The organism is Prauserella rugosa, from assembly GCF_000719975.1.
Lineage (GTDB): Bacteria > Actinomycetota > Actinomycetes > Mycobacteriales > Pseudonocardiaceae > Prauserella > Prauserella rugosa.
On record NZ_JOIJ01000002.1, the window covers coordinates 499405 to 524516 of the forward strand.

Below are 25112 nucleotides of genomic sequence, written 5' to 3' on the forward strand. Positions count from 1 at the left end.
CTCACGCCCCCTTCGTCGCACTGATGTGGACGCCGCCGCGCCGTTGCTTGCCGAGCCGCTGCACCGCACCGAGTCCCGAGAGGGTCGGGCTCGAGAGCTTCTTGGACTTCGACACCATCGCCACGAGCGGGTGCGTCACGAGGAACACGACGATCAGGTCGAGCACGGTCGACATGCCCAGGGTGAACGCGAAGCCGCGGACCTCACCCACCGCCAGGGCGTAGAGCACGCCCGCGCACAGGAACATGATCGCGTCGGAGGCGAGGATCGTGCGTCTCGCCCGGCTCCACGCTCGGGGCACCGCCGACCGGAAACTCTTGCCGTCGCGCATCTCGTCCTTCAGACGTTCGAAGTAGACGACGAACGAGTCGGCGGTGATGCCGATGGCGATGATGAATCCGGCGACACCGGCGAGGTCGAGGGTGAAGCCGATCCACCGTCCGAGCAGCACCAGTACGCCGTAGACGATCACCGCGGACAACGCGAGCGACAACACGGTCAGCACGCCGAGCATGCGGTAGTAGACCAGGCAGTACACGAACACGAGCGCGATACCGATCGCACCCGCGATCAGGCCCGCCTCGAGCGAGGCAAGCCCGAGCGTCGGCGACACCGTCGTGGCGTCGGACGACTCGAACGACAGCGGCAGCGAGCCGTACTGCAGGATGTCGGCCAGATTCTGTGCCTCGGCCTCGGTGAATTCACCGCTGATCTGTGTCTGGCCGTTGGGGATGGCGGAATCGATCCGCGGCGCCGAAACGACACGGCTATCGAGCACGAACGCGGCGGACTGGCCGACGTTCTGCGACGTGTAGTCGGCCCAGGTCTCCGAGCCCTTGCCCTTGAACTGCAGGTTGACGACCCATCCGCCCTGCTGCGGCTGGAACGACGCCGACGAGTTCTCGATCTCGGTGCCTTCGAGGAAGACCGGGCCGAGGACGTACTTCTCGGTGCCGTCCTCGTTGCAGGTGACCAGCGGCCGGTTCGGGTCGTCGTTGCCAACGAGCGGGTCGTTGGGGTTGCACGTCAGGCCGGCCATGGCCTGCTGCTGGGCCTGCTGCGCGGCGGCCGCGCCCGCCTGGTCGCCCGGTTTGGGCATCAGCGCGGGGTTCTGCCGCTCCTGCTTGGCCCGTTCGATCTCCTGGGCGATCTCCTCCTCGGACTGCGGTCCGTTGGAGGCGGAGCCGGCGTCGGCGTCACCGCTGCCGCCGTCACCGCCGTCGCCCTGGGGTTGACTGCCACCGCCGCCCTGCGGGCTCTGCGCCGCGCCGGTGTCGCCGCCCTGGCCGGCCGAACCGTTCTGGGCGTCACCGGAGTTCTGTCCACCGGCGCCGGGTTGTCCCGGCTGGCCGCCCTGCTGTTGTTGCTGGTCCTGCCCGCCCTGTTGGTTCTGCTGGTTCTGGCCGGGCTGCTGGACCTGCTGGGCGTTGAGCACCGTGCGGAATCCGAGTTTGGCGGTGCGGCCGAGGTTCTTGGCCTGTTCGCCTTCCTCGCCGGGCACGGTGATGACGACGTTGTTGCCGTCGAGCACCACCTCGGCACCGCTGACGCCGATGCCGTTGACGCGGGTCTCGATGATCTGCCGCGCCTGTTCGAGCTGTTCGGCCGACGGTGCCTGACCGTCCGGGGTTCGTGCGGTCAAGGTGACCCGGGTCCCGCCCTGAAGATCGATCCCCAGCTTCGGCGTCGGCTCCCGGTCACCGGTGAAGAACACCAGTGAGTACAGCGCGACGACGATGAGGACGAAAAAGCTCAGATAGCGTCCCGGGCGGATCTTCCCGGCCGGTGGTGCCACGTCGGTGGTTCTCCTCGAGATGTACAGCGGCTTGAGGTGTGCAGCGGCTCGCGTCGGCTCCGCTCGCTGCCGTGCGCCTACCGCGATGCGGGCCCGTGCACGCACGGTCCACACGCGGCTCGTGGCCGGCCCGCCGAACGAGGCGGACCGACCACGTACGCACGCAGCACCGAGACACTACTCGGCGCTACGTGAACACTGTGTGCGGAGCGGCGAATTCGCGTCTGCCGATTCAGTGAATAACCGACGGACGTCGCGAATCCGGCTCTACTTCTTGTGCTCGAGCGGCTCGGCGACCTGGGCCGTGGAGCCGTTGTTGTCCGTGGTGGACGTCGCCGACACCTCGACGGCGGACTCGTCGGCGCTCTCGGCGGTCTTCTCGGAGCTGTCGTCGGCGTCCTCGTCGGGCATCGGGTCGATGCGCTCGCGGATGGCCTGACGCAGCCAGGTCGTCACGACGCCGTCGGCGATCTCGAGGTCGATCGTGCTCTCGTCGCTGGTGTCCGCGACGGTGGCGTACAGCCCGGACGTCGTCATCACACGGTCCCCGGGAGTCAGGCTGTTCTGCAGCTCCTGCTGCTGCGCCACCATCTTCTTCTGCTTGCGCGTGCCCATGATCAGCGGGACCGCGAGCACGAGCATGAGCAGGAGCGGCAGGAAAAGGCCTTCCATGGTTCTCCATTCGAAGGACGTCTCCGCCGTGCGGTACGTCCACGTTGTCTGGATGGGCTCTCTCGAGTGTGCCAGGTGTGGCCGCCCGAACGGGCGACCCCCTTGCCCACTGCACCCCGGTGACGGGCGACGCCGTCGCGACGGGGCTCCGTACGCGGCGTGCGGAGCCGCCTCCCGTCAGTCGAACAACGTCGGTGCACCGGCGTCGACCCCGGCCGCGTCCGGCGGGGGCGCCAGCCCGAGGTGCTCCCACGCGGCCGCCGTAGCGATCCGGCCACGCGGGGTACGCGCGAGCATACCCGCACGCACGAGATACGGCTCACACACCTCTTCGACGGTCGTGGGCTCCTCCCCCACGGCGACGGCCAGCGTCGACACGCCGACCGGACCGCCACCGAACGACCGGACGAGCGCGGTCAGCACGGCGCGGTCGAGCCGGTCGAGGCCCAGCTCGTCGACGTCGTACACCTCGAGCGCGGCGCGCACCACTTCGAGCGTGGCCGCACCGTCGGCGCGAACCTCGGCGTAGTCGCGCACGCGGCGCAGGAGCCGGTTGGCGATGCGGGGCGTACCGCGGGAGCGGTGGGCGATCTCCGCCCTGCCCGCGTCGTCGATCGTGATGTCGAGCAGCGCCGCCGACCGCGCGACGACCTCGCCGAGTTCGGCGGGGCTGTAGAACTCCATCTGTCCGGTGAAGCCGAACCGGTCGCGCAGCGGACCGGTGAGCGAACCGGACCGCGTGGTGGCGCCCACGAGCGTGAACGGCGCGATCTCCAGTGGAATGCTCGTCGCACCGGGGCCCTTGCCGACGACGACGTCGACGCGGAAGTCCTCCATCGCGAGGTACAGCATCTCCTCGGCGGGGCGGGCGATGCGGTGGATCTCGTCGATGAACAGCACGTCGCCCTCGGCGAGGTTCGAGAGCATGGCAGCCAGGTCGCCCGCGCGCTCGAGCGCGGGCCCCGAGGTGATGCGGATGGCCGCGCCGAGCTCGGCGGCGATGATCATGGCCAGGCTCGTCTTACCCAGACCGGGTGGACCGGACAGCAGGACGTGGTCGGGCGGCACACCACGTTTGCGCGCGCTTTCGAGCACCAGTTGGAGCTGCTCGCGCACGCGGGGCTGGCCGACGAAGTCACCGAGCTGTTTCGGGCGCAGCGCCGTCTCGACCTCCCGGTCACCGGCCTGAGGGAACGCCGAGAGCGCCGCCTCGGAGGGCGGGTCGAGGTCGTCACCGAACGGTGCGGAGGACGTCATGTCGTCATCGTGCATGGTGGGTGATCAGCGCTTGGTGCCGAGGGTGGTCAGCGCCGCCCTGAGCAGGCCGGAGGTGTCGGCGTCGGCGTTCTCGGCCGCGACCTTGTCCACGGCCTGCTCGGCCTGCTTGGCGGCGAAGCCGAGCCCGACCAGCGCCTCGACGACCTCCGTGCGCACGGCACCGGCGGCGTGCTGGGCCTCCGCGCCCGCAGCGGCCGGATCCGCGGCGAGCACCTTGTCCCGCAGCTCCAGCGTGAGCCGCTCGGCACCCTTCCTTCCGATGCCGGGCACCTGCGTCAGCACCGTGATGTTGCCGTCGGCCAGCGCCGTACGCAGCTGGTCCGGGTCGAGCACGGCCAGCGCGGCCAACGCCAGGCGCGGGCCGATCCCCGACACGGTCTGCAGGAGGGCGAACAGGTCCCGCGCCTCCGTGTCGGCGAACCCGAACAGCGTCAACGAGTCCTCACGCACGACCAGCGAGGTCGCGAGCCGCGCCTGTTCGCCCCTGCGCAGCGTGGCCAGCGTCGCGGGCGTAGCCTGCACGGCCATCCCGACGCCGCCGACCTCGACGACCGCATGGTCCAGCCCGACCGACAGGACCTCGCCCTTCACCGAGGCGATCACCGGCGTGTCTCCCTTCGCGTGCGCGCGACGTTGGCGGATCCGGTGTTCCCGGCGCCGCCGCGGGCCTTGGCCGCGGCGGCGAGCTTGGCCTTGTGTGCGCGGGCGAGATCGGCCGCACGCGCCTCGGCCTCGGCGAGGCGTCCACGCATCGGCTCACGCCACAGGTGGCAGATGGCCAGGGCGAGCGCGTCGGCCGCGTCCGCGGGCTTCGGGCGCGCCTCGAGCTTCAGCAGCCGGGTCACCATGCCGGTGACCTGTGCCTTGTCGGCGCGGCCCGAGCCGGTGACGGCGGCCTTGACCTCGCTCGGCGTGTGGAACACGACCGGCAGCCCGCGTCGCGCCGCGCCCAGCGCGACCACCCCGCCCGCCTGAGCCGTACCCATGGCAGTGCGCACGTTGTGCTGGCTGAACACCCGCTCGACGGCGATGGCCTCGGGCCGATAGGTGTCGAGCCACTCCTCGACGGCCTCGGAGATACGCAGCAGCCGCCGGGAGAGTTCGTCGTCGGCGGGGGTCCGGACGACGTCGACGGCCACACACGCCACCTGACGGCCGATGCCGCCGTCGACGACGCCGAGACCGCACCGGGTCAGTCCGGGATCCACACCCAGCACGCGCAACGGGTCTCCCCTGTCCGGGAACATCAGTTCGAGATCGCAAGACTACCGGCCCGATCCCGGCCGGAGAGTGCAGGCGCGCCGGGCCGGGAGGCTGCGGGATCGGTCACGGCCGGGTGCGTCCGCCGACCCACCCGCGGCGGCTGCGCCGGTTCAGGGTCCGTCGACGCCGGGGGTCCAGCTCTCCGGCCTGCCGCTGGCGGTGAGGACCGGCTGCCACGACGCGAAGCCCTCGGGCGCCGAGCCGGTCCACGGCCAGTGTCCGTCCGGGGTCGGCACGATGATCTGCAGCGCGGGGAAGTCGCCCTCCGGGTAGACGACGAACGCACTGCCGAAGAACTCCGGGTAGTGCCCGGGCGCGACCTTCTCGAACGTGACGGGCACACCGTCGAAGAAGTCGTGGTAGAGCTCGCCGCACCGGAACTCCTCGCCGGTCGCGGCGCGGTCGACGTAGGCGTCGAGCAACACGGGAGCCAGCTGCGGGGGCAGACCGACGACGACGGCCTCGGGCACCCCGTGCATCGCCCAGGCGCACACGGTGAAGGCGTATCCGGCGCCGCGTTCGTCGGCCGCGACGCTGATGACCGCGTTGCCGCGCCTCTCGGCTTCGGCGACGATCCACTCGCGCAGTTCGTCGTCGGGGTCTGCGGTGTTCGCTGGCTCCGGCGTCTCGACAGTCACGGCGTGCATTCTGCCGTATGCACCCGGCCGGTTCCCACCACCCGGGGCCAAGAATCTCCGCCGGGACGCGGAAGTCCCGGCACCGCAACGAAAAACGCCCGGCGGCACGCGTGCCGCCGGGCGTCCCGGTCTCGGCCGCACACCCGGATCGCGAGGTGCGGGCCCGCCTCCGTCATGCCGTCGCTTCGGCCATGACCTCGTCGCTGACGTCGAAGTTGGCGTAGACGTTCTGCACGTCGTCGCAGTCCTCGAGCGCATCGATCAGCTTGAAGATCTTCTTCGCGCCCTCGGCATCCAGCGGCACGTTCACCGACGGCTGGAAGCTGAGTTCCGCGGACTCGTAGTCGTAACCCGCCTCCTGCAGCGCGGTGCGGACGGCCACGAGGTCGCCGGGCTCGCTCACGATCTCGAAGCTCTCGCCCAGGTCGTTGACCTCCTCGGCGCCCGCGTCGAGGACGGCCATGAGCACGTCGTCCTCCGTGGCGTCCCCCTTGGACATGATCACGATGCCCTTGCGCGTGAACAGGTAGGCCACCGAGCCGGGGTCGGCGAGCGAGCCGCCGTTGCGGGTCAGCGCGGTGCGCACCTCGCCAGCGGCACGGTTCTTGTTGTCGGTGAGGCACTCGATGAGCACGGCGACGCCGTTCGCGCCGTAGCCCTCGTACGTGATCTCCTCCCAGTCGGCGCCGCCGGCTTCCTCACCGGCGCCGCGCTTGCGCGCGCGCTCGACGTTGTCGGCCGGAACCGAGTTCTTCTTCGCCTTCTGAATGGCGTCGAACAGCGTCGGGTTCGCGTCCGGGTCGCCCCCGCCCGTACGCGCAGCGACCTCGATGTTCTTGATCAACTTCGCGAACAGCTTGCCACGCTTGGCGTCGAGGGCGGCCTTCTTGTGCTTTGTGGTGGCCCACTTGGAGTGGCCGCTCATCTCTCCTCCAGATCAACCAGATCTACGTCGTCTTCAGCGTCTTCCGCGCCGTCAGCGTCTTGCGCGTCTTGCGCGTCTTCCGCATCTTGCGCGTCTTTCGCGATGCCCACGAACAGTCGGTGCACTCTCTCATCCCCGGTGAGTTCGGGGTGGAACGCGGTTGCGAGCACCGAGCCCTGGCGGACCGCGACGATCCTATCGGCAGCGTCCCCCGCATCCGCGGTGTGCGGCACCCTGGCCAGCACCTCGACCCCGGCACCGGCCTGCTCGACCCACGGCGCGCGGATGAACACCGCGTGCACGGGCTCGCCCGAACCGCCCGCGCCGGTGAACTCGAGATCGGCCTCGAACGAGTCGACCTGCCTGCCGAACGCGTTGCGCCGCACGACGATGTCCAGCGCGCCGAGCTGCTGCTGGTCAGGCCTGCCGTCGAGCACCTGACGGGCCAACAGGATCATGCCGGCACACGAGCCGTAGGCGGGCATGCCCGCGGCCAACCGGTCGCGAAGCGGTTCGAGCAGGCCGAACGAGACCAACAAGCGGGACATGGTCGTCGATTCCCCGCCGGGCAGGACGAGACCGTCGACGTCGGCGAGCTCCTCGGGCCTGCGCACCGGCACCGCGCGTGCACCGGCGCGTTCGAGCGCGCCGGCGTGTTCGCGCACGTCACCCTGCAGGGCAAGCACACCGATCGTCGGCCGGGCGGTCACGGGCATCGTCGTTGTCGTCCTCCTGGTCCGGCCACCTGGCGAACCCAGGGAACCGCGGGCGCCTCGAGCGTCGAGGCAAACGTGCAGGTCACGGTCCACCCAGCTTACCCGGGTCGATGATCGGAGCCCCGGAGCCGGGTCACGGAACGCCGAGGAGGCGCAGCCCGGCGGCAGTCGCCGCGGCGGCGACCACCACGACCACGAACGGCGCCTTGCGCCAGGCGAGCACGCCGCCCACCACGACACCGGCGGGCCGGGCCACGCCCGCGAAGCCGCCGTCCTCCACGAGGGCGGAGGTGGCCACGAGCGCGGCCAGCAGCACGACGGCCGAGGTCGCCATGAGCTGCTCGACCCTCTCGGACAACTCCACCCGGCTGCGCAGCGCAGGTCCGGCGAATCGGAACGCGAACGTGCCGACACCGAGGACCACGGTGGCGACGACGAGCGCGAGCGGACTGATCACGAGGCACCCTCCTGCGTCGACTCCTGCTCGCGGCTCTGTTTGTGGCTCTGTTCGCTGCGATCGGCGTTCCGCGGCCTGCGCACGGTGAGCAACACCCCGGCCAGCGCGAGCAGCACGGGTACGCCGGCGGGCAGCAGCGGGGTCGCGGCCAGTGCGAGGACGACACCCACCAGCACCGCGATCCGCGTCGAACGGTCCTTCAGCGACGGCAGGACGAGCGCGAGCAGTACAGCGGGGAACGCGGCGTCCAGCCCGAGGGCGTCGGTGTCGGAGATGACCGTGCCACCGAAGGCGCCCGCGACGACGCCGAGGTTCCAGCACCCGAACAGGCCGATGCCGCAGGTCCAGAACGCGGTCCTGCGCTTGTCGGCGTCCCGCTGGGCGAGGGCGAACGCCACCGTCTCGTCGATCATCAGGTGGGCACCGACCGCGCGGCGCAGGAGGCTGCGACCGAACACGTCACCGACGGCGAACCCGAACGGCAGGTGCCGCGCGTTGACCAGCAGTCCGGCGAGCACCGCCGCGACGGGGTTGCCACCGGAGGCGATCAGCCCGACGAACATGAACTGCGCCGCGCCCGCGAACACGACGACGGACATGAGCATCGGAAGCCACAGGGGCAGCCCGGAACTGACGGTGATGGCACCGAAGGAGGCACCGACGAGTCCGTCGGCGGCGCAGACGAGCGCGATGTCCCGTAACAGCCGCGGACCGAGCCGATTTGTTAGTGTTCGCCATATCGAACGCATCGCCCGTCATAGTGAACAGTCAGATGGGCGTTCGTCAAGCCGAACGACCGGACCGCTGGAGCGAACATCGTGGACGACAGCGCTGACGACGACACCACCGCCGCAACCGGGGAGACCGGAGACTCCGGGGAGGGGCAGACGTCCCCGCTCGCACACATCTCCGCGGCGCTGCGCAGGGAACGAGGCAAGGCCGGACTGTCACTGTCCGAACTGGCCAAACGCGCCGGTGTCGCGAAGTCGACGCTGTCGCAACTGGAATCCGGCGGCGGCAACCCGAGCATCGAGACCCTGTGGGCACTGAGCGTGGCGCTCGACGTGCCGTTCGCGGCCCTGGTCCAGCCGGCTCGGCCCCACGTGCGGCTCGTGCGCGCGGGCGAGGGACCGCGGTTCTCCGCCGACCGCGCCGACTACCTGGCGACGGTGCTGTCGACGTGCCCGCCGAACGCGCGCAGGGACCTGTACCTGATCACCGCCGAACCCGACTCGGCGCGCGAATCCGACCCGCACATGCCGGGCGTGGTCGAACACGTCGTGCTCAGCGCGGGCCGCGCCCTGGTCGGACTCGCCGACGAACCCGTCGAACTCGCCCCCGGCGACTACATCGCCTACCCCGGCGACCTCCCGCACGTGTTCCGCGCACTCGAACCGGGCACGGCGGCGGTCCTCGTCTCCGAACACGTCTGAGCCACCTGGGAGATCAGGCCCGGGCCACACCGCCGATTTCGCGGAACGCGCATCACCAGCCGCGCTCGGCGAGGCGGTGCGGTTCGGGGACGTCGTCGACGTTGATGCCGACCATCGCCTCGCCCAGTCCGCGGGAGACCTTCGCGAGCATGTCCGGGTCGTCGTGGAAGGTCGTGGCCTTGACGATCGCCTCGGCGCGGCGCGCCGGGTCCCCCGACTTGAAGATCCCCGAGCCGACGAACACGCCCTCGGCGCCGAGCTGCATCATCATCGCCGCGTCGGCGGGCGTCGCGATGCCGCCCGCGGTGAACAGCACCACCGGCAGCTTCCCGGTCGCGGCCACCTCGCGCACCAGCTCGTAGGGCGCCTGCCACTCCTTCGCCGCGACGTAGAGCTCGTCCTCCGGCAGCGCGGCGAGCTTGCGCAGTTCGGCGCGGATCTGCCGCATGTGAGTGGTCGCGTTGGACACGTCGCCCGTACCGGCCTCGCCCTTCGAGCGGATCATCGCCGCGCCCTCGGTGATGCGCCGCAACGCCTCACCGAGGTTGGTCGCCCCGCACACGAACGGCACGGTGAAGGCCCACTTGTCGATGTGGTTCGCGTAGTCGGCGGGCGTGAGCACCTCCGACTCGTCGATGTAGTCCACGCCGAGCGACTGCAACACCTGCGCCTCGACGAAGTGCCCGATCCGCGCCTTCGCCATGACGGGGATCGACACCGCGTCGACGATGCCGTCGATGAGGTCCGGATCGCTCATCCGCGCGACGCCGCCCTGTGCGCGGATGTCGGCGGGCACCCGCTCGAGGGCCATCACCGCGACGGCACCCGCGTCCTCGGCGATCTTCGCCTGTTCCGGCGTGACGACGTCCATGATCACGCCGCCTTTGAGCATCTCGGCCATGCCGCGCTTCACGCGCGCGGTGCCGGTCTCGGACACGGGGGTGGACACGCCGGACTGGGACACGGAAGAACCTCTCTCCTCTACGTCGGATTCACCGTCAGCGTAGGTCGCACGTGGCCCTTCCGAAGTGGCCATTCACGACCGTTCTCGGAAGGCCACTTCAACCGACACGTCAACCGGAGCGTCCACCCACCTTGCCGTCACGGCGCCACGGGTGTGTGATCGAGCACACAGGTGCCGGTGACCGCGAGGAGGCCGTGATGACCGAGAAGCAGAGCAGGGGCGGCGACTCGGGCGCCGCACCGGTGGACGACCCGCGCAGGCTGCGCAACGTCGCGCTCGTCGGGCCGTCCGGATCGGGCAAGACGACGCTGGCCGAGGCGTTGCTCGTCGCGTCGGGCACGGTGCCGCGCGCCGGTGCGGTGGTCGACGGCACGACCGTGTGCGACCACGACCCCGTCGCGGTGCGCCAGCAGCGTTCGGTCGCGCTGTCGGTCGCCCCGGTGCGTCACGGCGACACCAAGATCAACCTCATCGACACCCCCGGCTACGCCGACTTCGTCGGGGAACTCCGGGCCGGACTGCGCGCGGCCGACGCCGCGCTGTTCGTCGTCTCCGCCGGGCACGGCGTGGACACCGCGACCGTCGAGCTGTGGAACGAGTGCGCGCGGGTCGGCATGCCGCGAGCGGTGCTGGTGTCCCGAGTGGACCACGCCCGCGCGGACGTCGACGCCGAAATCGCCGCGTGCGCGGAGGCGTTCGGTGCGGGAGTCCTGCCGCTGTACCTGCCCGCGTCGGACGGCACCGCGCTGGTCGGTCTCATCACGGGCAAGCGCTACGACTACGCGGGCGGTCATCCGCCGGTCGTGGGCGAACCGGACCCCGGCGATCTCGACCGGATGCACGCGGCGCGGGCGGAGCTGATCGAGGGGATCATCGCCGAGAGCGAGGACGAGACGCTCATGGATCGCTACCTCGCCGGCGAGGAGATCGCCGAGGAGACGCTGATCGCCGACCTCGAGACCGCCGTGTCCCGCGGTGCGTTCCACCCCGTGATCCCGGTGTGCGCCGAGACCGGGCTCGGACTGGCCGAGGTGCTCGACGGCATCGTGCGCGCCTGCCCGTCACCGCTGGAACGCGCGGTGCCGATCGCCGCCTCCCCCGAGGGCATCCCGCACCCGCGCCTGGCCCCCGATCCCGACGGGCCACTGGCCGCCGAGGTCATCCGCACCACCGTCGACTCGTTCGTCGGCCGCGTGTCGCTGGCGCGACTGTTCTCCGGGCGGCTGCAGGCAGAACGGCCCGTGCACGTGTCCGGCCACGGCCTGACCGACCGTGGCCACGCCGACCACGACACCGACGAACGCGTCGCCCACCTGTACAGCCCGCTGGGCGCCACGCTGCGGGAGGTTCCGTACGCGGTCGCGGGCGACATCTGCGCACTGACGAAGATCTCCTCGGCCGAAACCGGCGACACACTGTCCACACCGGACGATCCGCTGCTGATCGAACCGTGGGCGATGCCCGAACCACAGCTTCCGATGGCGGTGGTGGCCGCGACGCGCAGTGACGAGGACGCACTGGCCCGCAACCTCGGCAGGCTCGTGGCGGCCGACCCGACGCTGCGGCTGGACCGCGTCGCCGAGACCGGTCAGCTCGTCGTGTGGTGCACCGGCGAGGCACACGCGGACGTCGTACTCGCCCGCCTCCGCGACGGCGGGGCGGATGTGACGACCGAGCCGGTGCGGATTCCCCTGCGTGCCACGTTCGGCGCGGCGGCCACCGGCCGCGGCCGCCATGTCAAACAGTCCGGAGGGCACGGGCAGTACGCCGTCTGCGACATCGAGGTGGAACCGCTCCCCCGCGGCGCGGGCGTCGAGTTCGCCGAGCGAGTGGTCGGCGGCGCGGTGCCGCACCAGTACATCCCGAGCGTGGAGAAGGGAGCGCGGGCACAACTGGCCGAGGGCATCGCCGGTGGCCCGCCCGTCGTGGACGTGCGGATCACCCTGGTCGACGGCAAGGCGCACAGCGTGGACTCGTCCGACGCCGCGTTCCAGACGGCGGGCGCGCTCGCGGTGAAGGACGCCGCCGCGAACGCCACGCTGCGCACCCTGGAACCGCTCGACGAGGTGGAGGTGCACCTTCCGGACCAGTATCTCGGCGCGGTGCTGGGTGATCTGTCCTCCCGCAGGGGCCGCGTCCTGGGCACCGAGGCCGCGCCCGGCGGGGTGACGGTGATCAGGGCGGAGGTGCCGGCGACCGAACTGCTGCGCTACGCGGTGGACCTGCGCTCGATCACCTCGGGCACGGCGAGTTTCAGCCGGCACCATGTCCGCTACGACCCGGCACCGGACGCCGCGGCGGTGCGCTGACGCACCGGATCAGCCGAACTCGAAGCCGCCCGCGCGGCCGTTGCGGTCGGCGAGCAGGCCCGCCAGCGTGGCGATCGCGATCTCCGGCGGGGTGCGGGAGCCGATGTTCAGGCCGATCGGCCGGTGCACCCGCGCGATGTCCTCGTCGGACACTCCGAGTGCCTGCAGCGCCGCGACGTGCGGGCCGGTGTGCTTGGGGTTGCCCATCACACCGACCCACCTGGCCGGCTGGGCCAGCGCGTCGCGGAGCACGACGCCGAGCTCGTCGCGATGGTGGTCGGTGACGACGACGTCGGCGGTGTCGTCGAGTTCGGGCATCGCGGTCAGGGCGTCGGCGACCCGCTTCTCGTCCGGTTCGACCAGCAGTGTGCGGAAACCGGCGTCGGCGCCGTAGCGGAGCAGGAAGTCGGCCACCGGGGTGGCGAAGACCGCCACGAGGGTGCGGGTCTGCTGCCCGGAGTCCGCGCCACCGTGGGCGACGTCGCACGGATCCGCTGCGGTGTCCGGAGTCGACGTGTCCGGAGTCGACGTGTCCGGAGTCGACGTGTCCGGGGCCGGGCGTGTGGTCGACGGGGTCGAAGGGGTCGAAGGGGGCATTGCCATACCCGTCAGTGTGACACTCGGCGCGGGGGTGCGGCGCGTTCAGGCCGCGGGCGGACCTGCCGGGAGGTCGGGCTCGGCGATCTCGAAGTACTCGGGCCGGGGCGCAGTGCCCGCCAGGCGGAAGTAGCGCACCTTGCGGCGTCTGCGCAGGGCGAGGGTGTCGCGCACGGCGTCGTTGTAGACGCGGCGGGCGATGATCATCCGGTGTTCGGCGTCGGCGAGTTCGTCGGCCAGCGGACGTGGCAGGGCGGCACGGTCCACCTGGTCGAGCAGTCGGGTGAGCGTGTTCTCGGCGGGTTCCCGCTCTCCCCACGGCGCTTCCTCGGCCGCGCGAGCTGCCTCGGCGAGCCCGGCGGTGGAGTCGGGAGTGGTGGCGTCGGGGGCGGCGTCGGGTGCGCCGGCGGCGATGGTGCGGGCCACGACGGCGCGTCGGGCCAGCGCCGCGTCGAGGGCCGCGCGGCCCGCGTCCATGCGCACGTGCAGCCGGTCCAGACGGTTGGCCGTGGCCACGAGATACAGCCCCGCCGCCACGACGAGCACGGCGACGACCGCCAGCACCGTCAGCAGGGTCATGAGACGTCCTGGTCCGGACTGACCTTGCGCGGGTCGGCGGCGATGGCGGTCTCGTAGACGCGCTGCACCTGCGTCACGACGGTGCGCCAGTCGTAGCGCGCCACCCGCTCGCTGCCCGCGGCCGACAGGCGCGCGCGCCGGTCCGGGTCGGCCAGCAGGTCGCGCAGCGCCGCACCGAGCGCGGCCGCGTCCCCGGTCGGGGTCAGCACGCCGGCGCGGCCGTCGTCGAGCACCCTGCGGAACGAGTCGAGGTCGCTGGCCAGCACGGGGGTGCCCGCCGCCATCGCCTCGGTGAGGATCATGCCGAAGCTCTCCCCGCCGGTGTTGGGGGCGCAGTAGACGTCGACGCTGCGCAGCACCCGTGCCTTGGTGGCGTCGTCGACCTGGCCCAGCACCTCGAGATGCCGGTTCAGCGTGGGACCGGCCTCGCGCCGCAGGGTGTCGGCATCGCCCCTGCCCGCCACGAGGAGCCGGACGTCGGGACGGTCCGGCACCACTGCCCTGAGCGCCTCGAGCAGCACTCCCATCCCCTTGCGCGGTTCGGTGTAGCGGCCGACGAACCCGACCGTCCCGCCCTCGCGGGGGTAGCCGTCCAGCGGTGTGGCGTCGGCGAACCACGGCACGTCCACCCCGTTGGGGATCTCGACGGCGTCCCCGCCGAGGTGTTCCACCTGCACCCGCCTGGCCAGGGCCGAGACGGCGATGCGCGCGGTGATCTTCTCCAGCAGGGGCCGCAGCACCGGCTGGAACGCCGAGAGTGTGCGGGAACGCGGGGTCGAGGTGTGGAACGTCGCGACGATGGGTCCGTCGGCGACCTTCAGCGCCAACAGCGACAGGCTCGGTGCCGCCGGTTCGTGCAGGTGCAGCACGTCGAACCGGTTGTCTCGCAGCCACCGGCGCACGCGTGCGTAGGACACCGGCCCGAACTGCAGGCGCGCCACCGACCCGTTGTACGGGATGCCGAGGGCGCGCCCGGCCGGGTGTACGAAGTCCGGCACGTCGGCGTCGGCGTCGGCCGGGGCCAGCACCGACACGGTGTGCCCGAGCCCGCGCAGTGCCTTCGCCAGATCCACCACGTGCCCCTGGACGCCGCCGGGGACGTCGAACGAGTAGGGGCAGACGATCCCGATCCGCATCGCGTTCACCTCGGGTCCGCGTCCGCGCTCGTCCCGTCGGTTCCGGTGCCGGCCGCACCCGCGCCGCCGCCGGCCGGTTCACCGGGGTCGACGATGTCCTCACGGTCGGCGGGCCAGAACGGCTGGAGCATGTGCCAGTCCGTGGGGTGTGCGGCGATGTCGCCGGAGAACACGTCGGCGAGTGCCTGGGTGGCGGCGGCGGCCTCACTGCGGTTGGCCACGCGCACGGGCGGATGGATGCGCAGGCCCCAGCCCTCGTCGGTGAACCACGAGCCCAACGGCAGCAGTGCGGCGCCGGTGCTGGCGGCCAGCCGCGCCGGCCCCGCGGGAAACCGGGCCTGCTCGTCGAAGAACGTCACGGGCACGCCGGTGTTGTTCAGGTCGCGATCGCCGACGAGGCACACGACCTTGTTCTCGCGCAGTCGTTGCAGCAGCAGCCGGAACGACACACTGCCGTCGGCGGGCACGACCTCGAACCCGAGCGACTCGCGATACTCCACGAACCGCCGGTACAGCGACTCGGGTTCGAGGCGTTCGACGACGGTGGTGAAGTCGCCGAGGTGGTCGACCGCCCACAGGCCCGCGACGTCCCAGTTGCCGCTGTGCGGAAGCGCCACGACGGCGCCGTTGCCCTCGGCCAGCGCGGCCTCGAGGTACTCGACGCCGGTGATGTCGACGTTGGCCAGCACGGCCGCGCGCTCGGTGCTGGGCAGACGGAACGCCTCGTGCCAGTAGCGGGCGTAGGAGTGCATCGCCCTGCGGGTCAGCTCGTCGAGTTCGGCCTCGCCCGCCTGAGGGACGACCCGGCGCAGGTTGGCCCGCAACTGCGTGGCGCTGCCCCCGCCGCGGCGGGCGACGAGATCGGCCGCCGCCCAGAAGGCGACGCCTGCCGCCTTCGTGGGCAGTTTGGGCACCAGTCGCCAGCCGGCGGCGTAACCGGCGTCGACGAGGCGTCCCGCGAGGCCACTCACGACCGCGGCTCCCGTGCAGAGTGGGCGACACCGACGATGCGCTGGAGGAACGTGATCGCCGAGAGCGCGACCAGCAGCCACTGCGACACCTCGACGGCGAACGAGACGCCGAGCCCCTGCAGTCCGGTGCCGACGAGGGCGATGATCAACCGTTCCGCACGTTCGACGAGCCCACCGTCGGCCGAGGTGAACCCGGACGCCTCGGCCCGCGCCTTGACGTACGAGATCACCTGCGCCAGCACCAGCGAGATCAGCGCGGCGACGGCGATCCGCTCGTTGCCCTCGACGGCGAAGGCCCACCAGGCGATCGCGGCGAACAGGGCACCGTCGACGAGCCGGTCACACGTCGCGTCGAGCACCGCGCCGAACGGCGTGCTGCCGCGCGCCCGGGCCATGGCGCCGTCCAGCAGGTCGAGCATGACGAAGCCCCAGACCGTGAACGTGCCCCACAGCAGCATCCCGGAGGGGAAGAACGCGAGCGCGCACACCAACGCACCGGTCGTGCCGATGAGCGTCATGGCGTTGGGCGTGAGCCCGATCCGCACCAGCGCAGCACCGATCGGATCGGTGACGCGGGATACCGAGGCGCGCGCGAAGATATTGAGCATCTGGTCCTACGGGGCGGCGAGCGGTTCGGGGACAGGGTCGTTCACGGACAGGTGATCTGGTGTGCCGAAGGAACCCTATCGACTTGCCCTGACGGCCGCCGGGACGGATACCCCGGTACGCGCCGGGACGTCAGGCGCGTGTGGCCGTCGACACTCCGTGCGCGGTTGCCTCCCCGGCATTCCCGTCGGCCGCGTCGCCCACCGCACCTTCGGCGACCTCGCCCAGGTCGTCCTCGACAAGGCGGCGTTCGACCTCGGGACAGCGCGGCATGAGCCCGTTCTGGATGGCGAGGCTGATCTCACCGAGCTGGCGAACCTGCTCGGAGGTCAACTGGTCGAACACGGCAGTCCGGACCGCTTCGACGTGGCCCGGCGCGGCCGCCTTGATGGCGGTGAACCCCTCCTCGGTCAGGTGCGCGAACGCGCCGCGCTTGTCGGTCGGGCACGCCTCCCGCCGCACCCAGCCCTTGGCCTCCATCTTCGAGACCGCGTGCGACAGCCTGCTCCGGGACGAGCGGGTCGCGACGGCGAGGTCGCTCATGCGCATCGCCTGATCAGGTGCTTCCGAGAGTTCGACGAGCACTTCGTAGTACGCCTGCGGCATTCCGGCCTCACGCTGGAGTTGTGTCTCCGTGTGGGCGTTGAGCATGCCGACGGCCTCCCGGAACGCACGCCAGACGCGCTGCTCCTCGTCACTCAGCCATCGCGGTTCGTCCATACGGCCATCATACCCCCGGTTGAACGCTCAACCAATATGCGTTACAGTCGTAGTTGAGAGCTCAACCATGCGGGGTCACCGCACTCTCCACACAACACCGTGAGACACGAGGAGAACGCCATGAGCGCACCCACCCAGATCCCCGGGTACATCGTCGGCACCTGGACCATCGACCCCGTCCACTCCGAGGTCACGTTCATCACCCGCCACCTCGGCGTGTCCAAGGTGCGCGGCCAGTTCACCGACTTCGAGGGCAAGATCACCACCGGTGAGACCTTCGCCGACTCGTCGGTCAACGCCACCATCAAGGCCGACAGCATCTACACCAAGAACGAGCAGCGCGACGCCCACGTCAAGGGCGAGGAGTTCCTCGACGTCGAGAAGTTCCCGACGCTCGAGTTCCGCTCGACCGGTGTTCGCCCCGAGGGCGACGGCTACGTCATCGACGGTGAGCTGACCCTGCACGGCGTCACCAAGCCGGTGTCGCTGAACGCCGAGCTGGGTGGCTTCGGCGACGGCATGAGCGAGGGCAGCAAGGTCATCGGTGTCGAGGCCTCCACCGAGATCAACCGCAGCGACTTCGAGGTCGCGACCCAGTTCCCGACCGCCGTCGTGGCCGACAAGGTCAAGATCGTCCTCGACATCGAGGCCGTCCTCGACAACTGAGACGCCGCCTCGGCCCCGTATCCGAGTCCCGGCAACGGGAAACCGGTGAGCCAAGGCCGCGCCTGCTGGATGTCCCCGAGCAGGCGCGGCCTTCGCGTGTCACGGCACCGCTCACCAGGCGTCGGCGAGCAGCTGCCGGGTCTGGCCGAGCAGCTGGGGCAGCACCTTCGTCTGGCCGACGACGGGCATGAAGTTGGCGTCGCCACCCCAGCGCGGCACCACGTGCTGGTGCAGATGCGCGGCGATGCCCGCCCCGGCGATCACGCCCTGGTTCATCCCGATGTTGAAGCCGTGCGCGTCGGACACCGTCCGCACGACCGTCATGGCGTGCTGGGTGAACTCGGCGAGTTCGGCCGTCTCGGCGGTGGTGAGCTCGGTGTAGTCGGCCACGTGGCGATACGGCACGACCATGAGGTGGCCCGGGTTGTACGGATACAGGTTCAGGACCGCGTAGACGCTGCTCCCGCGCGCGACGATCAGCGCCTCGTCGTCGGGCATTCCGACGAGCCGGCAGAACGGGCACCCGTGCTCGCGATCGTGCTCGGGCTTGTTCTCGCCTTTGATGTACGCCATCCGGTGCGGGGTCCAGAGTCGCTGAAGCTGGTCCGGAACCCCGACACCGTCCTGGCCGACGAGGGACGTGTCGCCGTTCCCCGCCGCGGCGTCACCGTCCACGGCACTCACTGTCCAACGTGGACCTCCACGGCCTCCGCCGTCGGCGAGGTGTTCTCCCTGCGCGCGACCCAGTCCGCGATGACCTGGACCGCACGGTCCGTCGGCACGCCGTTGATCTGCGTGCCGTCGCGGAACCGGAACGACACCGCGCCCGCCTCGACGTCCTTGCCGCCCGCGAGCAACAGGAACGGCACCTTCTGGGTGGTGTGGGTGCGGATCTTCTTCTGCATCCGGTCGTCGCTGGTGTCGACCTCGACGCGGATTCCCTTGGCCCGCAATGCCTTCTCGACGCCGCGCAGGTGCTCGACGTGCTCGCCGGCGATCGGGATCCCCACCACCTGGACCGGCGCGAGCCACGCGGGGAACGCACCCGCGTAGTGCTCGGTGAGGACACCGAAGAACCGCTCGATGGAGCCGAACTTCGCCGAGTGAATCATGATCGGCCGCTTCCGCTCGCCGTCGGCCGCCTGGTACTCCAGCTCGAAGCCCTCGGGCTGGTTGAAGTCGTACTGCACCGTGCCCATCTGCCAAGTCCGGCCGATCGCGTCCTTGGCCTGCACGGAGATCTTGGGGCCGTAGAACGCCGCACCACCGGGGTCGGCCACGAGTTCCAGGCCGGTGTCGTGCGCCACCTGCTCGAGCACGGCCGTCGCTTCGGCCCAGTCGGCGTCGGATCCGGCGAACTTGTCCGGTTTGGACTCGTCCCGCGTGGACATCTCCAGGTAGAAGTCATCCATGCCGAAATCGCGCAGCACCGACAGCATGAAGTGCAGCAGGTGCTTGACTTCGTCGGGTGCCTGTTCCTTGGTGCAGTAGCTGTGCGAGTCGTCCTGCGCGAATCCGCGCACGCGGGTCAGTCCCTGGATGACCCCGGACTTCTCGTACCGGTACACGTGCCCGAACTCGAACAGCCGCAGCGGAAGCTCCCGGTAGGACCGTCCGCGCGAGCGGTAGATGAGGTTGTGCATCGGGCAGTTCATCGCCTTGAGGCGATACTGGTACCCGTCGAACTCCATCGGCGGGAACATGGTGTCCGCGTAGTACGGCAGGTGACCCGAGGTGTGGAACAGCTGCTCGTGCGAGATGTGCGGGGTGCCGACGTACTCGAAGCCCTCGTCGATGTGGCGCTGGCGGACGTAGTCCTCCATCTCCCGCTTGATGATGCCGCCCTTGGGGTGGAACACCGGCAGACCCGAACCGATCTCGTCGGGGAACGAGAACAGGTCGAGCTCGGCGCCCAGTTTGCGGTGATCGCGCCGTTCGGCCTCGGCGAGCCGCTCGATGTACTCGTCGAGCTTCTCCTGGGATTCCCACGCCGTTCCGTAGATGCGCTGCAGCTGCTGGTTGGCCTGGTCCCCGCGCCAGTAGGCGGCGGCCGTGCGGGTGAGCTTGAACGCCGGGATGTATTTGGTGGTGGGCACGTGCGGACCCCGGCAGAGGTCGCCCCAGACCCGTTCCTTGCTGCGCGGGTCGAGGTTGTCGTAGATCGTCAGCTCGCCGCCGCCGACCTCCATCACCTCGGAGGTGTCGACGGTGTCGCCACTGTCGTCGCCGGACTTCAGGTCGACCAGCTCGAGTTTGAACGGCTCGTCGGCGAGCTCTTCCTTCGCCGCCTCGATCGAGTCGACGCGCCGCCGAGAGAACTGCTGGGCACCCTTGATGATCTGCTTCATGCGCTTCTCCAGCGCCTGCAGGTCCTCGGGAGTGAACGGGGTGTCGACGGCGAAGTCGTAGTAGAAGCCGTCCTTGACCGGCGGGCCGATACCGAGCTTGGCCTCGGGGAACTGCTGCTGCACGGCCTGGGCGAGCACGTGGGCGGCGGAGTGCCGGATGACGCTCCGGCCGTCCTCGGTGTCGGCGGCGACGGGCTCGACCTCGACGTCCACCTCGGGCGCCCACGCCAGGTCGCGCAGCTGCCCTTCGGCGTCGCGCACGACGACGATCGCGTCCGGCCCCTTGCTCGGCAGGCCTGCCTCGCGCACCGCGGCACCCGCCGTAGTGCCCGCCGGCACCACCACGCGTCCGGTGGTTTCGGCGGCGACGAACGACGGCTGCGACACGGTGAACTCCTCGAAAGCGCATTAACACAGGTACTTGCTGGGTCAATGCTAGCCACCGGGCCGCGGCCGCCGGTTCGCCGCCCGCACGTTCTCCGGCCCGCTCAGACGGTGGCGACGACCTCGTCGTAGTCCAGCCGCGGCAGGCGCTGCTGCCAGGCGTTCTCGCCCGGCTTGCCGATGTTCACCACGACGAGGGACTTCCACGGCTTGTCGGTGAAGAACTCGGCGTCGATCCCCGCGGCGTCGAACCCGGTCATCGGACCCGCGGCGAGCCCCGCGGCGCGCACGCCGAGGATGAAGTAGCCGACCTGCAGGGACGCGTTGAGCTTCGAGACCTGCTCGCGGCCTGCGGGGTCGCTGAACATGTCCTTCGCGCCGGGCGCGTGCGGGAAGACGGTGGGCAGGTTCTCGTGGAAGTCCGCGTCGGCGGCGAGCACGACGGTGACCGGCGCAGCCTCGGTCTTCGGGCGGTTGCCCTCGGCCATGTGCTTGAGGAGACGCTGTTTGGCGTCGTCGGTGCGCACGACGAGCGCGCGCAGCGGCTGGTTGTTCATGGACGTCGGCGCCCACTTCACCAGGTCGTAGATGGCCCGCAGCTGCTCGTCGGCGACGGGCTCGGAGCTGAACGTGTTGGCCGTGCGCGCCTCGCGGAACAGCAGGTTCTGCGCCTCGGCCTGCAGCTCGAGCACGGAGTCGGTCGTGGAGGAGGTCATGTCGCCGTCGCCTTTCCGTCGGTGGTCGATCTACCGAGCACAACATAGTTGAGCCCTTGACAACTTCCTGGAGCGCCTCGTGCCGCGCGTCACATCACCTCGACGGCATACCTCGCGGCAGCTCATCGTTGAAACTGGAACGACCAGCGCAGGAGCTGTGTCCGTCGACTTCCGGTCCACCCCCAGCGATGCGTGAACACGAAGAAAGCGCACCCGCTGTCGCAGGTGCGCTTTCGTGGGGTGCGCGATACTGGGATCGAACCAGTGACCTCTTCGGTGTGAACGAAGCGCTCTCCCGCTGAGCTAATCGCGCTCTGTGCTGTTGTGCGATCAACTGTAGCGGACGCCGTTAGGCCGCCGACAAACGGGTGGTCCTTCGACCCACACGGTGCGCATACGTGCGGAAACGCTCCGTAGAAGAGGCTGGACAACGGCACCGTGTCGGCGCCGAACGCGCCGCGCGGGCCTATGTCGTGGACAACACGGGCGATCCCGGTCCTATCGCGGAGGAAGTAAACCGGCCAGTATGTACGGACGTGTGCGACACACGCGGTCGCGGAAGCGCGGCCGAGGCTGACCGGAGGTGACGGGCGCTACACCCGCTAACTCGTCCGAGTGGTCTCAGCGATCACCGCGAGCGAATCGGGCTCCGGCTGCGTCTCACAGTCAAGCCTCGGCCGACCGGCCGGGAAGGGAGCAGAAGGGTACGACCATGCGAAACGATCACGTGACGCTCCGGTCCAACGCGGTCTTCGACCTGCTGGCACCGAAAACGCCTCCCGTTCCGGTGAAGGTGGAGCTCCGGTACGACACCCAGGACCCCTACGCCGTCATCGCGGCGTTCCGCACGGGCAGAGCCGGCTGGGTCGAATGGGTGTTCGCGCGCGATCTGATCGCCGACGGCCTGCTCGCCGACGCCGGGGACGGCGACGTGCACATCCGGCCGTCCACCGAGGATCCCGAATCGGTGCTGATCGAGCTCACCTCACCGTCCGGGCACGCGATGTTCGAGGCGTCCGCCGAGGAGCTCGCCGACTTCCTCGACCGGACCTACGACGTGGTGCTGCCGGGCAACGAACACCTGTGGGTGGACGTCGACGAGGCGCTGACGCGGCTCATCCCCAACGATTTGGGCTGATCACACCGGCCGCCGCGGTGGGGTCGTGACAGAAAGCGACCCCCCGTGCAGGGCCCGATGCCGGGGCCGGTACAGTTCTTCACACACCACGGCGACGGGGAAACACCTCAGGGAGTTGCCTCCGGGGCCGGAAAAATGCGGACGTAGCGCAGCTGGTAGCGCATCACCTTGCCAAGGTGAGGGTCGCGGGTTCGAGTCCCGTCGTCCGCTCGACTGCGGCGGCTACCCGCAGTTGGATCAGGCGAATGCCCGATTCACATATGCGGCGGCGTGGCCGAGTGGTTCAGGCAAGGGCCTGCAAAGCCCTGTACGCGGGTTCGATTCCCGCCGCCGCCTCGCGCGATTAGCTCAGCGGGAGAGCGCTACCTTGACACGGTAGAGGTCACTGGTTCGATCCCAGTATCGCGCACCAACAAAGTCCCCATCCCGGGAAGCCGGGGTGGGGACTTTCTCGTTGCGGGGTGGCTGCGGCGGTCGGCGAGGAACTCCCTCGGCGCGGCCGTCAGAACGCTTCCGCGGCGCCGTTCCTCCTCGGATCCGCGCAAGCGCGGAGAACTCCGGAGCCGGGGTCGATCGTGACGCCGTCGAAGTTCCCGGTCAGCGAGTGCCACGGACCGAGATCGGCGAGCCATCCCCCGCGAGCCGTCCACCGACGACGGAACTCCGCATCGACCGCAGCCGGGAATCCGTGCTCGAGCGTGACGCCGGGCAGCCACCCGTGCTCGGGCTCGTGCGGCCGCGCACCGAAGCGCGGCATAGCGACGACCTCCTCGATCGGCAGCCCGAAATCGATGACGTGCACCAGGCTCTGCAGAACGCACGCCACCAGAGACACCGACGGCGAACCGGAGGCAAGCACGGGGCGACCGTGCGCCAACACCATATTCGGAGCGAGATACACCGTCGCCCGTTCACCGAGTGCGGGCATACCGCGTTGAAAGAACGATCCTCCTGCGGACAACTGCGTGCCCTCGGCGAACAGCCCGTTCACCCACGGGGAGGCCATATGCGAATGCGTGAGTGACGCGACGTTCCGCTGCTCGTCCACGACCGTGACGTGAATCGTCCCCGGGGACGGCACAGGACCGCTACCCGGCCGGTCCACCATGCCCGACGCCGCATTCCGGCCTGCGCGCGCCGGCGCATAGTAGACCTGGTTGTGCACGTCTGCGAGCAGTTCCAGCGTCTCCGCCGACTCCGTCGCCGGCCCCATCGCAGCCACGTCGCGAGCTTCCAGGAGCGCCAGCGCATCGATCAGTTGGGCACCGCCATCGTCCGGCGGAGCCGAGGCCACCACCTCCATGCCTCGATAGGTTCCGCGCACTGGTTCGTACCAGCGCGGCTCGTAGGCGTGGAAGTCGTCGGCGCTGATCACTCCCCCGCCCCGCGCGCACTCCATGGAGAACGCCGTGGCGAAATCGCCGAGGTAGTAGTCCCAGTTCTCGCCGGACGGCGAGAGCCTCGGGACGGCCAGCCCTTGTCTCTGCTGGCGAGAAGGCTCGGAACCGGGGCGGCTTGCGCAACCTCATCCACGGTTCGTGCCCTCAGCGTGCCACTCGCGACGAAGGGCCGTTGGCTCCTCACCGGCAGGCGGGCGACACGCCTTGATTCTACGCTCCTCCCTAGGAAGTGCGGACGTCAAAACCTCGGGTCAACCCGTTCTCGTCGAGCGTGATCCAGGTGTCGATGCGTAGGCGGGCGAGGAAGGCGTCGTCATGGCTGACGACGATGAGGCCGCCGCGATAGGCCTCCAGCGCGGAGACGAGTTCATCGATGCTGCCCAGATCCAGGTTGTTGGTCGGTTCGTCAAGCACGAGAAGCTGATGCGCGGGTTCAGCGAGGAGGAGCGTCGCGAGGGCGACGCGGAAACGTTCGCCGCCGGAGAGATCGGCCACCCGGCGATGGACGGCATCCGCCCGGAAGAGGAAGCGAGCGAGATTCGCGCGGAGGTCCCCCTCCAGCGCACGGGGCGCTGCGGCGCGTACCGTGTCGAGGATGCTTCGGTCCTCGTTCAAATGGTCGAGCCGCTGAGGCAGGTAGCCAATGCGATCCGTGCATCTCGTCGCCCGCGCTGCCCCGTGGGCGACGCTCTGCGGATGGACCAGAGTGCGGAGAAGGCGCGTCTTTCCGATGCCGTTGCGGCCGGTCAGCGCGACCCGCTCCGGGCCCTGCACGACGAATCTGAGGCCGCGGCCATCATGCAGTTCCGCCAAGCGCCGTGCGGCGGGGACTTCGGGGTCGGGTAAGTCGATCTTGATGTGGGCATCGTCCCGGAGCCGTGCGGCTTGCTGCTCGGCCTCACGTCGCGCAGCCTCGACCTTCTCGTCAAGCTCTCCGCGGAGCTTGCCTGCGGAGACCTGGGCTTCGGTCTTGCGCTGGTTCATGACGATCTTCGGCTTGCGCTTGTTCGCGGAGTCCGTGCGCGCATACCGGGCACGCCGGGCGAGCTTGGTCTGCGCCTCGATCCGCTGTTTCTCCTCGGTCTTGACCTTCTGCTCCGCTGTGCGACGCGCCTGTTCGACCGCCGCCTGTTCCTGCTCCACGTGCTGTCGATAGGTGCTGTAGTTTCCGCCGAACACGGTCAACGAACCAGTGCGTAGTTCAGCGGTATCCTCCATGAGATCGAGGAGAGTGACATCGTGGCTCACGACGATCAGTGCCCCGCGCCATCCGAGGATCACATCGTAAAGGTCGCTCCTGGCCGGTCAAGTCCCTTGTGGTGGTGTAGTGCTGCGTTGTCCTTCTCTGGGGTTGTTAGGCGCTGAGTTCGAGGATGGGGTCGTTGGGTGTCTCCGTGTCGG

26 protein-coding genes and 4 tRNA genes are annotated in these 25112 nt (G+C 70.0%); 7 read left to right on the plus strand and 23 right to left on the minus strand.

The genetic code is table 11. The features are described from left to right. Window position 1: 1 nt before the first annotated feature. The 10 genes from secD to IF64_RS0104930 all read right to left on the minus strand — a co-directional run bounded on the left by secD (window position 2) and on the right by IF64_RS0104930 (window position 8493). A complete protein-coding gene (secD, locus tag IF64_RS0104885; protein WP_030530792.1) occupies window positions 2–1795 on the minus strand; it encodes a protein translocase subunit SecD in 1794 nt (597 codons plus the stop codon). 267 nt (window positions 1796–2062) lie between these two features. Next, on the minus strand, window positions 2063–2467 hold the full coding sequence (gene yajC, locus IF64_RS0104890) for a preprotein translocase subunit YajC (protein ID WP_030530793.1): 405 nt from the start codon (window positions 2465–2467) through the stop codon (window positions 2063–2065). Between the two features lie 177 nt (window positions 2468–2644). Continuing rightward, window positions 2645–3739: a Holliday junction branch migration DNA helicase RuvB gene (gene ruvB / locus IF64_RS0104895; RefSeq protein ID WP_030530794.1), complete on the minus strand. Its 1095-nt coding sequence runs from the start codon at window positions 3737–3739 to the stop codon at window positions 2645–2647. Between the two features lie 9 nt (window positions 3740–3748). Next, window positions 3749–4348, minus strand: coding sequence for a Holliday junction branch migration protein RuvA (gene ruvA / locus IF64_RS0104900; RefSeq protein WP_030530795.1), 600 nt, complete (start codon window positions 4346–4348; stop codon window positions 3749–3751). Next, window positions 4345–4968: a crossover junction endodeoxyribonuclease RuvC gene (ruvC, locus tag IF64_RS0104905; protein ID WP_036875796.1), complete on the minus strand. Its 624-nt coding sequence runs from the start codon at window positions 4966–4968 to the stop codon at window positions 4345–4347. Before ruvC ends, ruvA begins: the two co-directional genes overlap by 4 nt. A 150-nt stretch (window positions 4969–5118) precedes the next feature. Then, a complete protein-coding gene (locus tag IF64_RS0104910; RefSeq protein ID WP_030530797.1) occupies window positions 5119–5655 on the minus strand; it encodes a DUF4262 domain-containing protein in 537 nt (178 codons plus the stop codon). A 163-nt stretch (window positions 5656–5818) separates the two neighbouring features. Next, window positions 5819–6571 carry a YebC/PmpR family DNA-binding transcriptional regulator gene (locus tag IF64_RS0104915; RefSeq protein ID WP_030530798.1) on the minus strand — a complete coding sequence of 251 codons (753 nt, stop codon included), beginning with the start codon at window positions 6569–6571 and terminating at the stop codon, window positions 5819–5821. Then, a complete protein-coding gene (gene pdxT / locus IF64_RS0104920) occupies window positions 6568–7287 on the minus strand; it encodes a pyridoxal 5'-phosphate synthase glutaminase subunit PdxT (RefSeq protein WP_084705650.1) in 720 nt (239 codons plus the stop codon). Before pdxT ends, IF64_RS0104915 begins: the two co-directional genes overlap by 4 nt. A 133-nt stretch (window positions 7288–7420) precedes the next feature. Next, window positions 7421–7744 (minus strand): AzlD domain-containing protein, encoded by a 324-nt coding sequence (locus IF64_RS0104925; RefSeq protein ID WP_425468435.1) that lies wholly within the window; start codon window positions 7742–7744, stop codon window positions 7421–7423. After that, complete coding sequence (locus IF64_RS0104930; RefSeq protein WP_030530801.1) at window positions 7741–8493, minus strand: AzlC family ABC transporter permease; 753 nt, start codon at window positions 8491–8493, stop codon at window positions 7741–7743. The genes IF64_RS0104925 and IF64_RS0104930 overlap by 4 nt, the downstream gene beginning before the upstream one ends. 156 nt (window positions 8494–8649) lie before the next feature. Here IF64_RS0104930 and IF64_RS0104935 point away from each other — a divergent pair, with 156 nt between their 5' ends. Further along, window positions 8650–9177: a helix-turn-helix domain-containing protein gene (locus tag IF64_RS0104935; protein ID WP_030530802.1), complete on the plus strand. Its 528-nt coding sequence runs from the start codon at window positions 8650–8652 to the stop codon at window positions 9175–9177. A gap of 52 nt (window positions 9178–9229) precedes the next feature. Here IF64_RS0104935 and pdxS read toward each other — a convergent pair whose 3' ends face one another. Continuing rightward, window positions 9230–10141: a pyridoxal 5'-phosphate synthase lyase subunit PdxS gene (pdxS, locus tag IF64_RS0104940; RefSeq protein ID WP_030530803.1), complete on the minus strand. Its 912-nt coding sequence runs from the start codon at window positions 10139–10141 to the stop codon at window positions 9230–9232. 197 nt (window positions 10142–10338) lie between these two features. Between pdxS and IF64_RS0104945 the strand changes: the two genes are divergently transcribed. Then, window positions 10339–12450 carry an elongation factor G-like protein EF-G2 gene (locus IF64_RS0104945; RefSeq protein WP_030530804.1) on the plus strand — a complete coding sequence of 704 codons (2112 nt, stop codon included), beginning with the start codon at window positions 10339–10341 and terminating at the stop codon, window positions 12448–12450. Between the two features lie 9 nt (window positions 12451–12459). Here IF64_RS0104945 and IF64_RS0104950 read toward each other — a convergent pair whose 3' ends face one another. From IF64_RS0104950 to IF64_RS0104975, 6 genes are all read right to left on the minus strand, one after another. After that, window positions 12460–12885, minus strand: a complete 426-nt coding sequence (locus tag IF64_RS0104950; RefSeq protein ID WP_036875798.1) for an XdhC family protein — start codon at window positions 12883–12885, stop codon at window positions 12460–12462. A gap of 207 nt (window positions 12886–13092) precedes the next feature. After that, window positions 13093–13626: a hypothetical protein gene (locus IF64_RS0104955; protein WP_030530806.1), complete on the minus strand. Its 534-nt coding sequence runs from the start codon at window positions 13624–13626 to the stop codon at window positions 13093–13095. Beyond that, a complete protein-coding gene (locus tag IF64_RS0104960; protein ID WP_030530807.1) occupies window positions 13623–14762 on the minus strand; it encodes a glycosyltransferase family 4 protein in 1140 nt (379 codons plus the stop codon). The genes IF64_RS0104955 and IF64_RS0104960 overlap by 4 nt, the downstream gene beginning before the upstream one ends. A gap of 5 nt (window positions 14763–14767) precedes the next feature. After that, a complete protein-coding gene (locus IF64_RS0104965; RefSeq protein WP_030530808.1) occupies window positions 14768–15733 on the minus strand; it encodes a phosphatidylinositol mannoside acyltransferase in 966 nt (321 codons plus the stop codon). Then, entirely contained in the window at window positions 15730–16341 is a 612-nt protein-coding gene (gene pgsA / locus IF64_RS0104970; protein WP_030530809.1) for a phosphatidylinositol phosphate synthase, read from the minus strand. Before pgsA ends, IF64_RS0104965 begins: the two co-directional genes overlap by 4 nt. A gap of 130 nt (window positions 16342–16471) precedes the next feature. Beyond that, on the minus strand, window positions 16472–17059 hold the full coding sequence (locus IF64_RS0104975) for a MarR family winged helix-turn-helix transcriptional regulator (protein ID WP_051757470.1): 588 nt from the start codon (window positions 17057–17059) through the stop codon (window positions 16472–16474). A 120-nt stretch (window positions 17060–17179) separates the two neighbouring features. Between IF64_RS0104975 and IF64_RS0104980 the strand changes: the two genes are divergently transcribed. Then, on the plus strand, window positions 17180–17725 hold the full coding sequence (locus IF64_RS0104980; RefSeq protein WP_030530811.1) for a YceI family protein: 546 nt from the start codon (window positions 17180–17182) through the stop codon (window positions 17723–17725). A 111-nt stretch (window positions 17726–17836) separates the two neighbouring features. Here IF64_RS0104980 and IF64_RS0104985 read toward each other — a convergent pair whose 3' ends face one another. From IF64_RS0104985 to IF64_RS0105000, 4 genes are all read right to left on the minus strand, one after another. After that, window positions 17837–18400, minus strand: coding sequence for an HIT family protein (locus IF64_RS0104985; RefSeq protein WP_030530812.1), 564 nt, complete (start codon window positions 18398–18400; stop codon window positions 17837–17839). A 5-nt stretch (window positions 18401–18405) separates the two neighbouring features. Then, window positions 18406–20460 carry a threonine--tRNA ligase gene (gene thrS / locus IF64_RS0104990; protein ID WP_030530813.1) on the minus strand — a complete coding sequence of 685 codons (2055 nt, stop codon included), beginning with the start codon at window positions 20458–20460 and terminating at the stop codon, window positions 18406–18408. Window positions 20461–20561: 101 nt separating this feature from the next. Next, window positions 20562–21173, minus strand: coding sequence for a malonic semialdehyde reductase (locus tag IF64_RS0104995; protein WP_030530814.1), 612 nt, complete (start codon window positions 21171–21173; stop codon window positions 20562–20564). 241 nt (window positions 21174–21414) lie between these two features. Then, window positions 21415–21486: transfer RNA gene (locus IF64_RS0105000), tRNA-Val, on the minus strand. A 399-nt stretch (window positions 21487–21885) separates the two neighbouring features. Here IF64_RS0105000 and IF64_RS0105005 point away from each other — a divergent pair. The 4 genes from IF64_RS0105005 (at window position 21886) to IF64_RS0105020 (ending at window position 22723) form a co-directional block, all read left to right on the plus strand. Beyond that, the gene (locus IF64_RS0105005) at window positions 21886–22311 is read left to right on the plus strand and encodes an SsgA family sporulation/cell division regulator (RefSeq protein WP_030530815.1); all 426 of its coding nucleotides are present in this window, start codon (window positions 21886–21888) and stop codon (window positions 22309–22311) included. Window positions 22312–22448: 137 nt separating this feature from the next. Further along, window positions 22449–22521 (plus strand) — tRNA-Gly (locus IF64_RS0105010). A gap of 54 nt (window positions 22522–22575) precedes the next feature. Further along, a tRNA-Cys gene (locus tag IF64_RS0105015) sits at window positions 22576–22647 on the plus strand. A 1-nt stretch (window position 22648) separates the two neighbouring features. Next, window positions 22649–22723, plus strand: a tRNA-Val gene (locus IF64_RS0105020). A gap of 90 nt (window positions 22724–22813) precedes the next feature. On the opposite strand, the gene IF64_RS0105025 is transcribed toward IF64_RS0105020, so the two are convergent. Both IF64_RS0105025 and IF64_RS0105030 read right to left on the minus strand, forming a co-directional pair. Next, window positions 22814–23785 (minus strand): gamma-glutamyltransferase, encoded by a 972-nt coding sequence (locus IF64_RS0105025; RefSeq protein ID WP_281292283.1) that lies wholly within the window; start codon window positions 23783–23785, stop codon window positions 22814–22816. A gap of 148 nt (window positions 23786–23933) precedes the next feature. After that, on the minus strand, window positions 23934–24992 hold the full coding sequence (locus IF64_RS0105030) for an ATP-binding cassette domain-containing protein (RefSeq protein ID WP_051757472.1): 1059 nt from the start codon (window positions 24990–24992) through the stop codon (window positions 23934–23936). Window positions 24993–25112 lie beyond the last annotated feature (120 nt).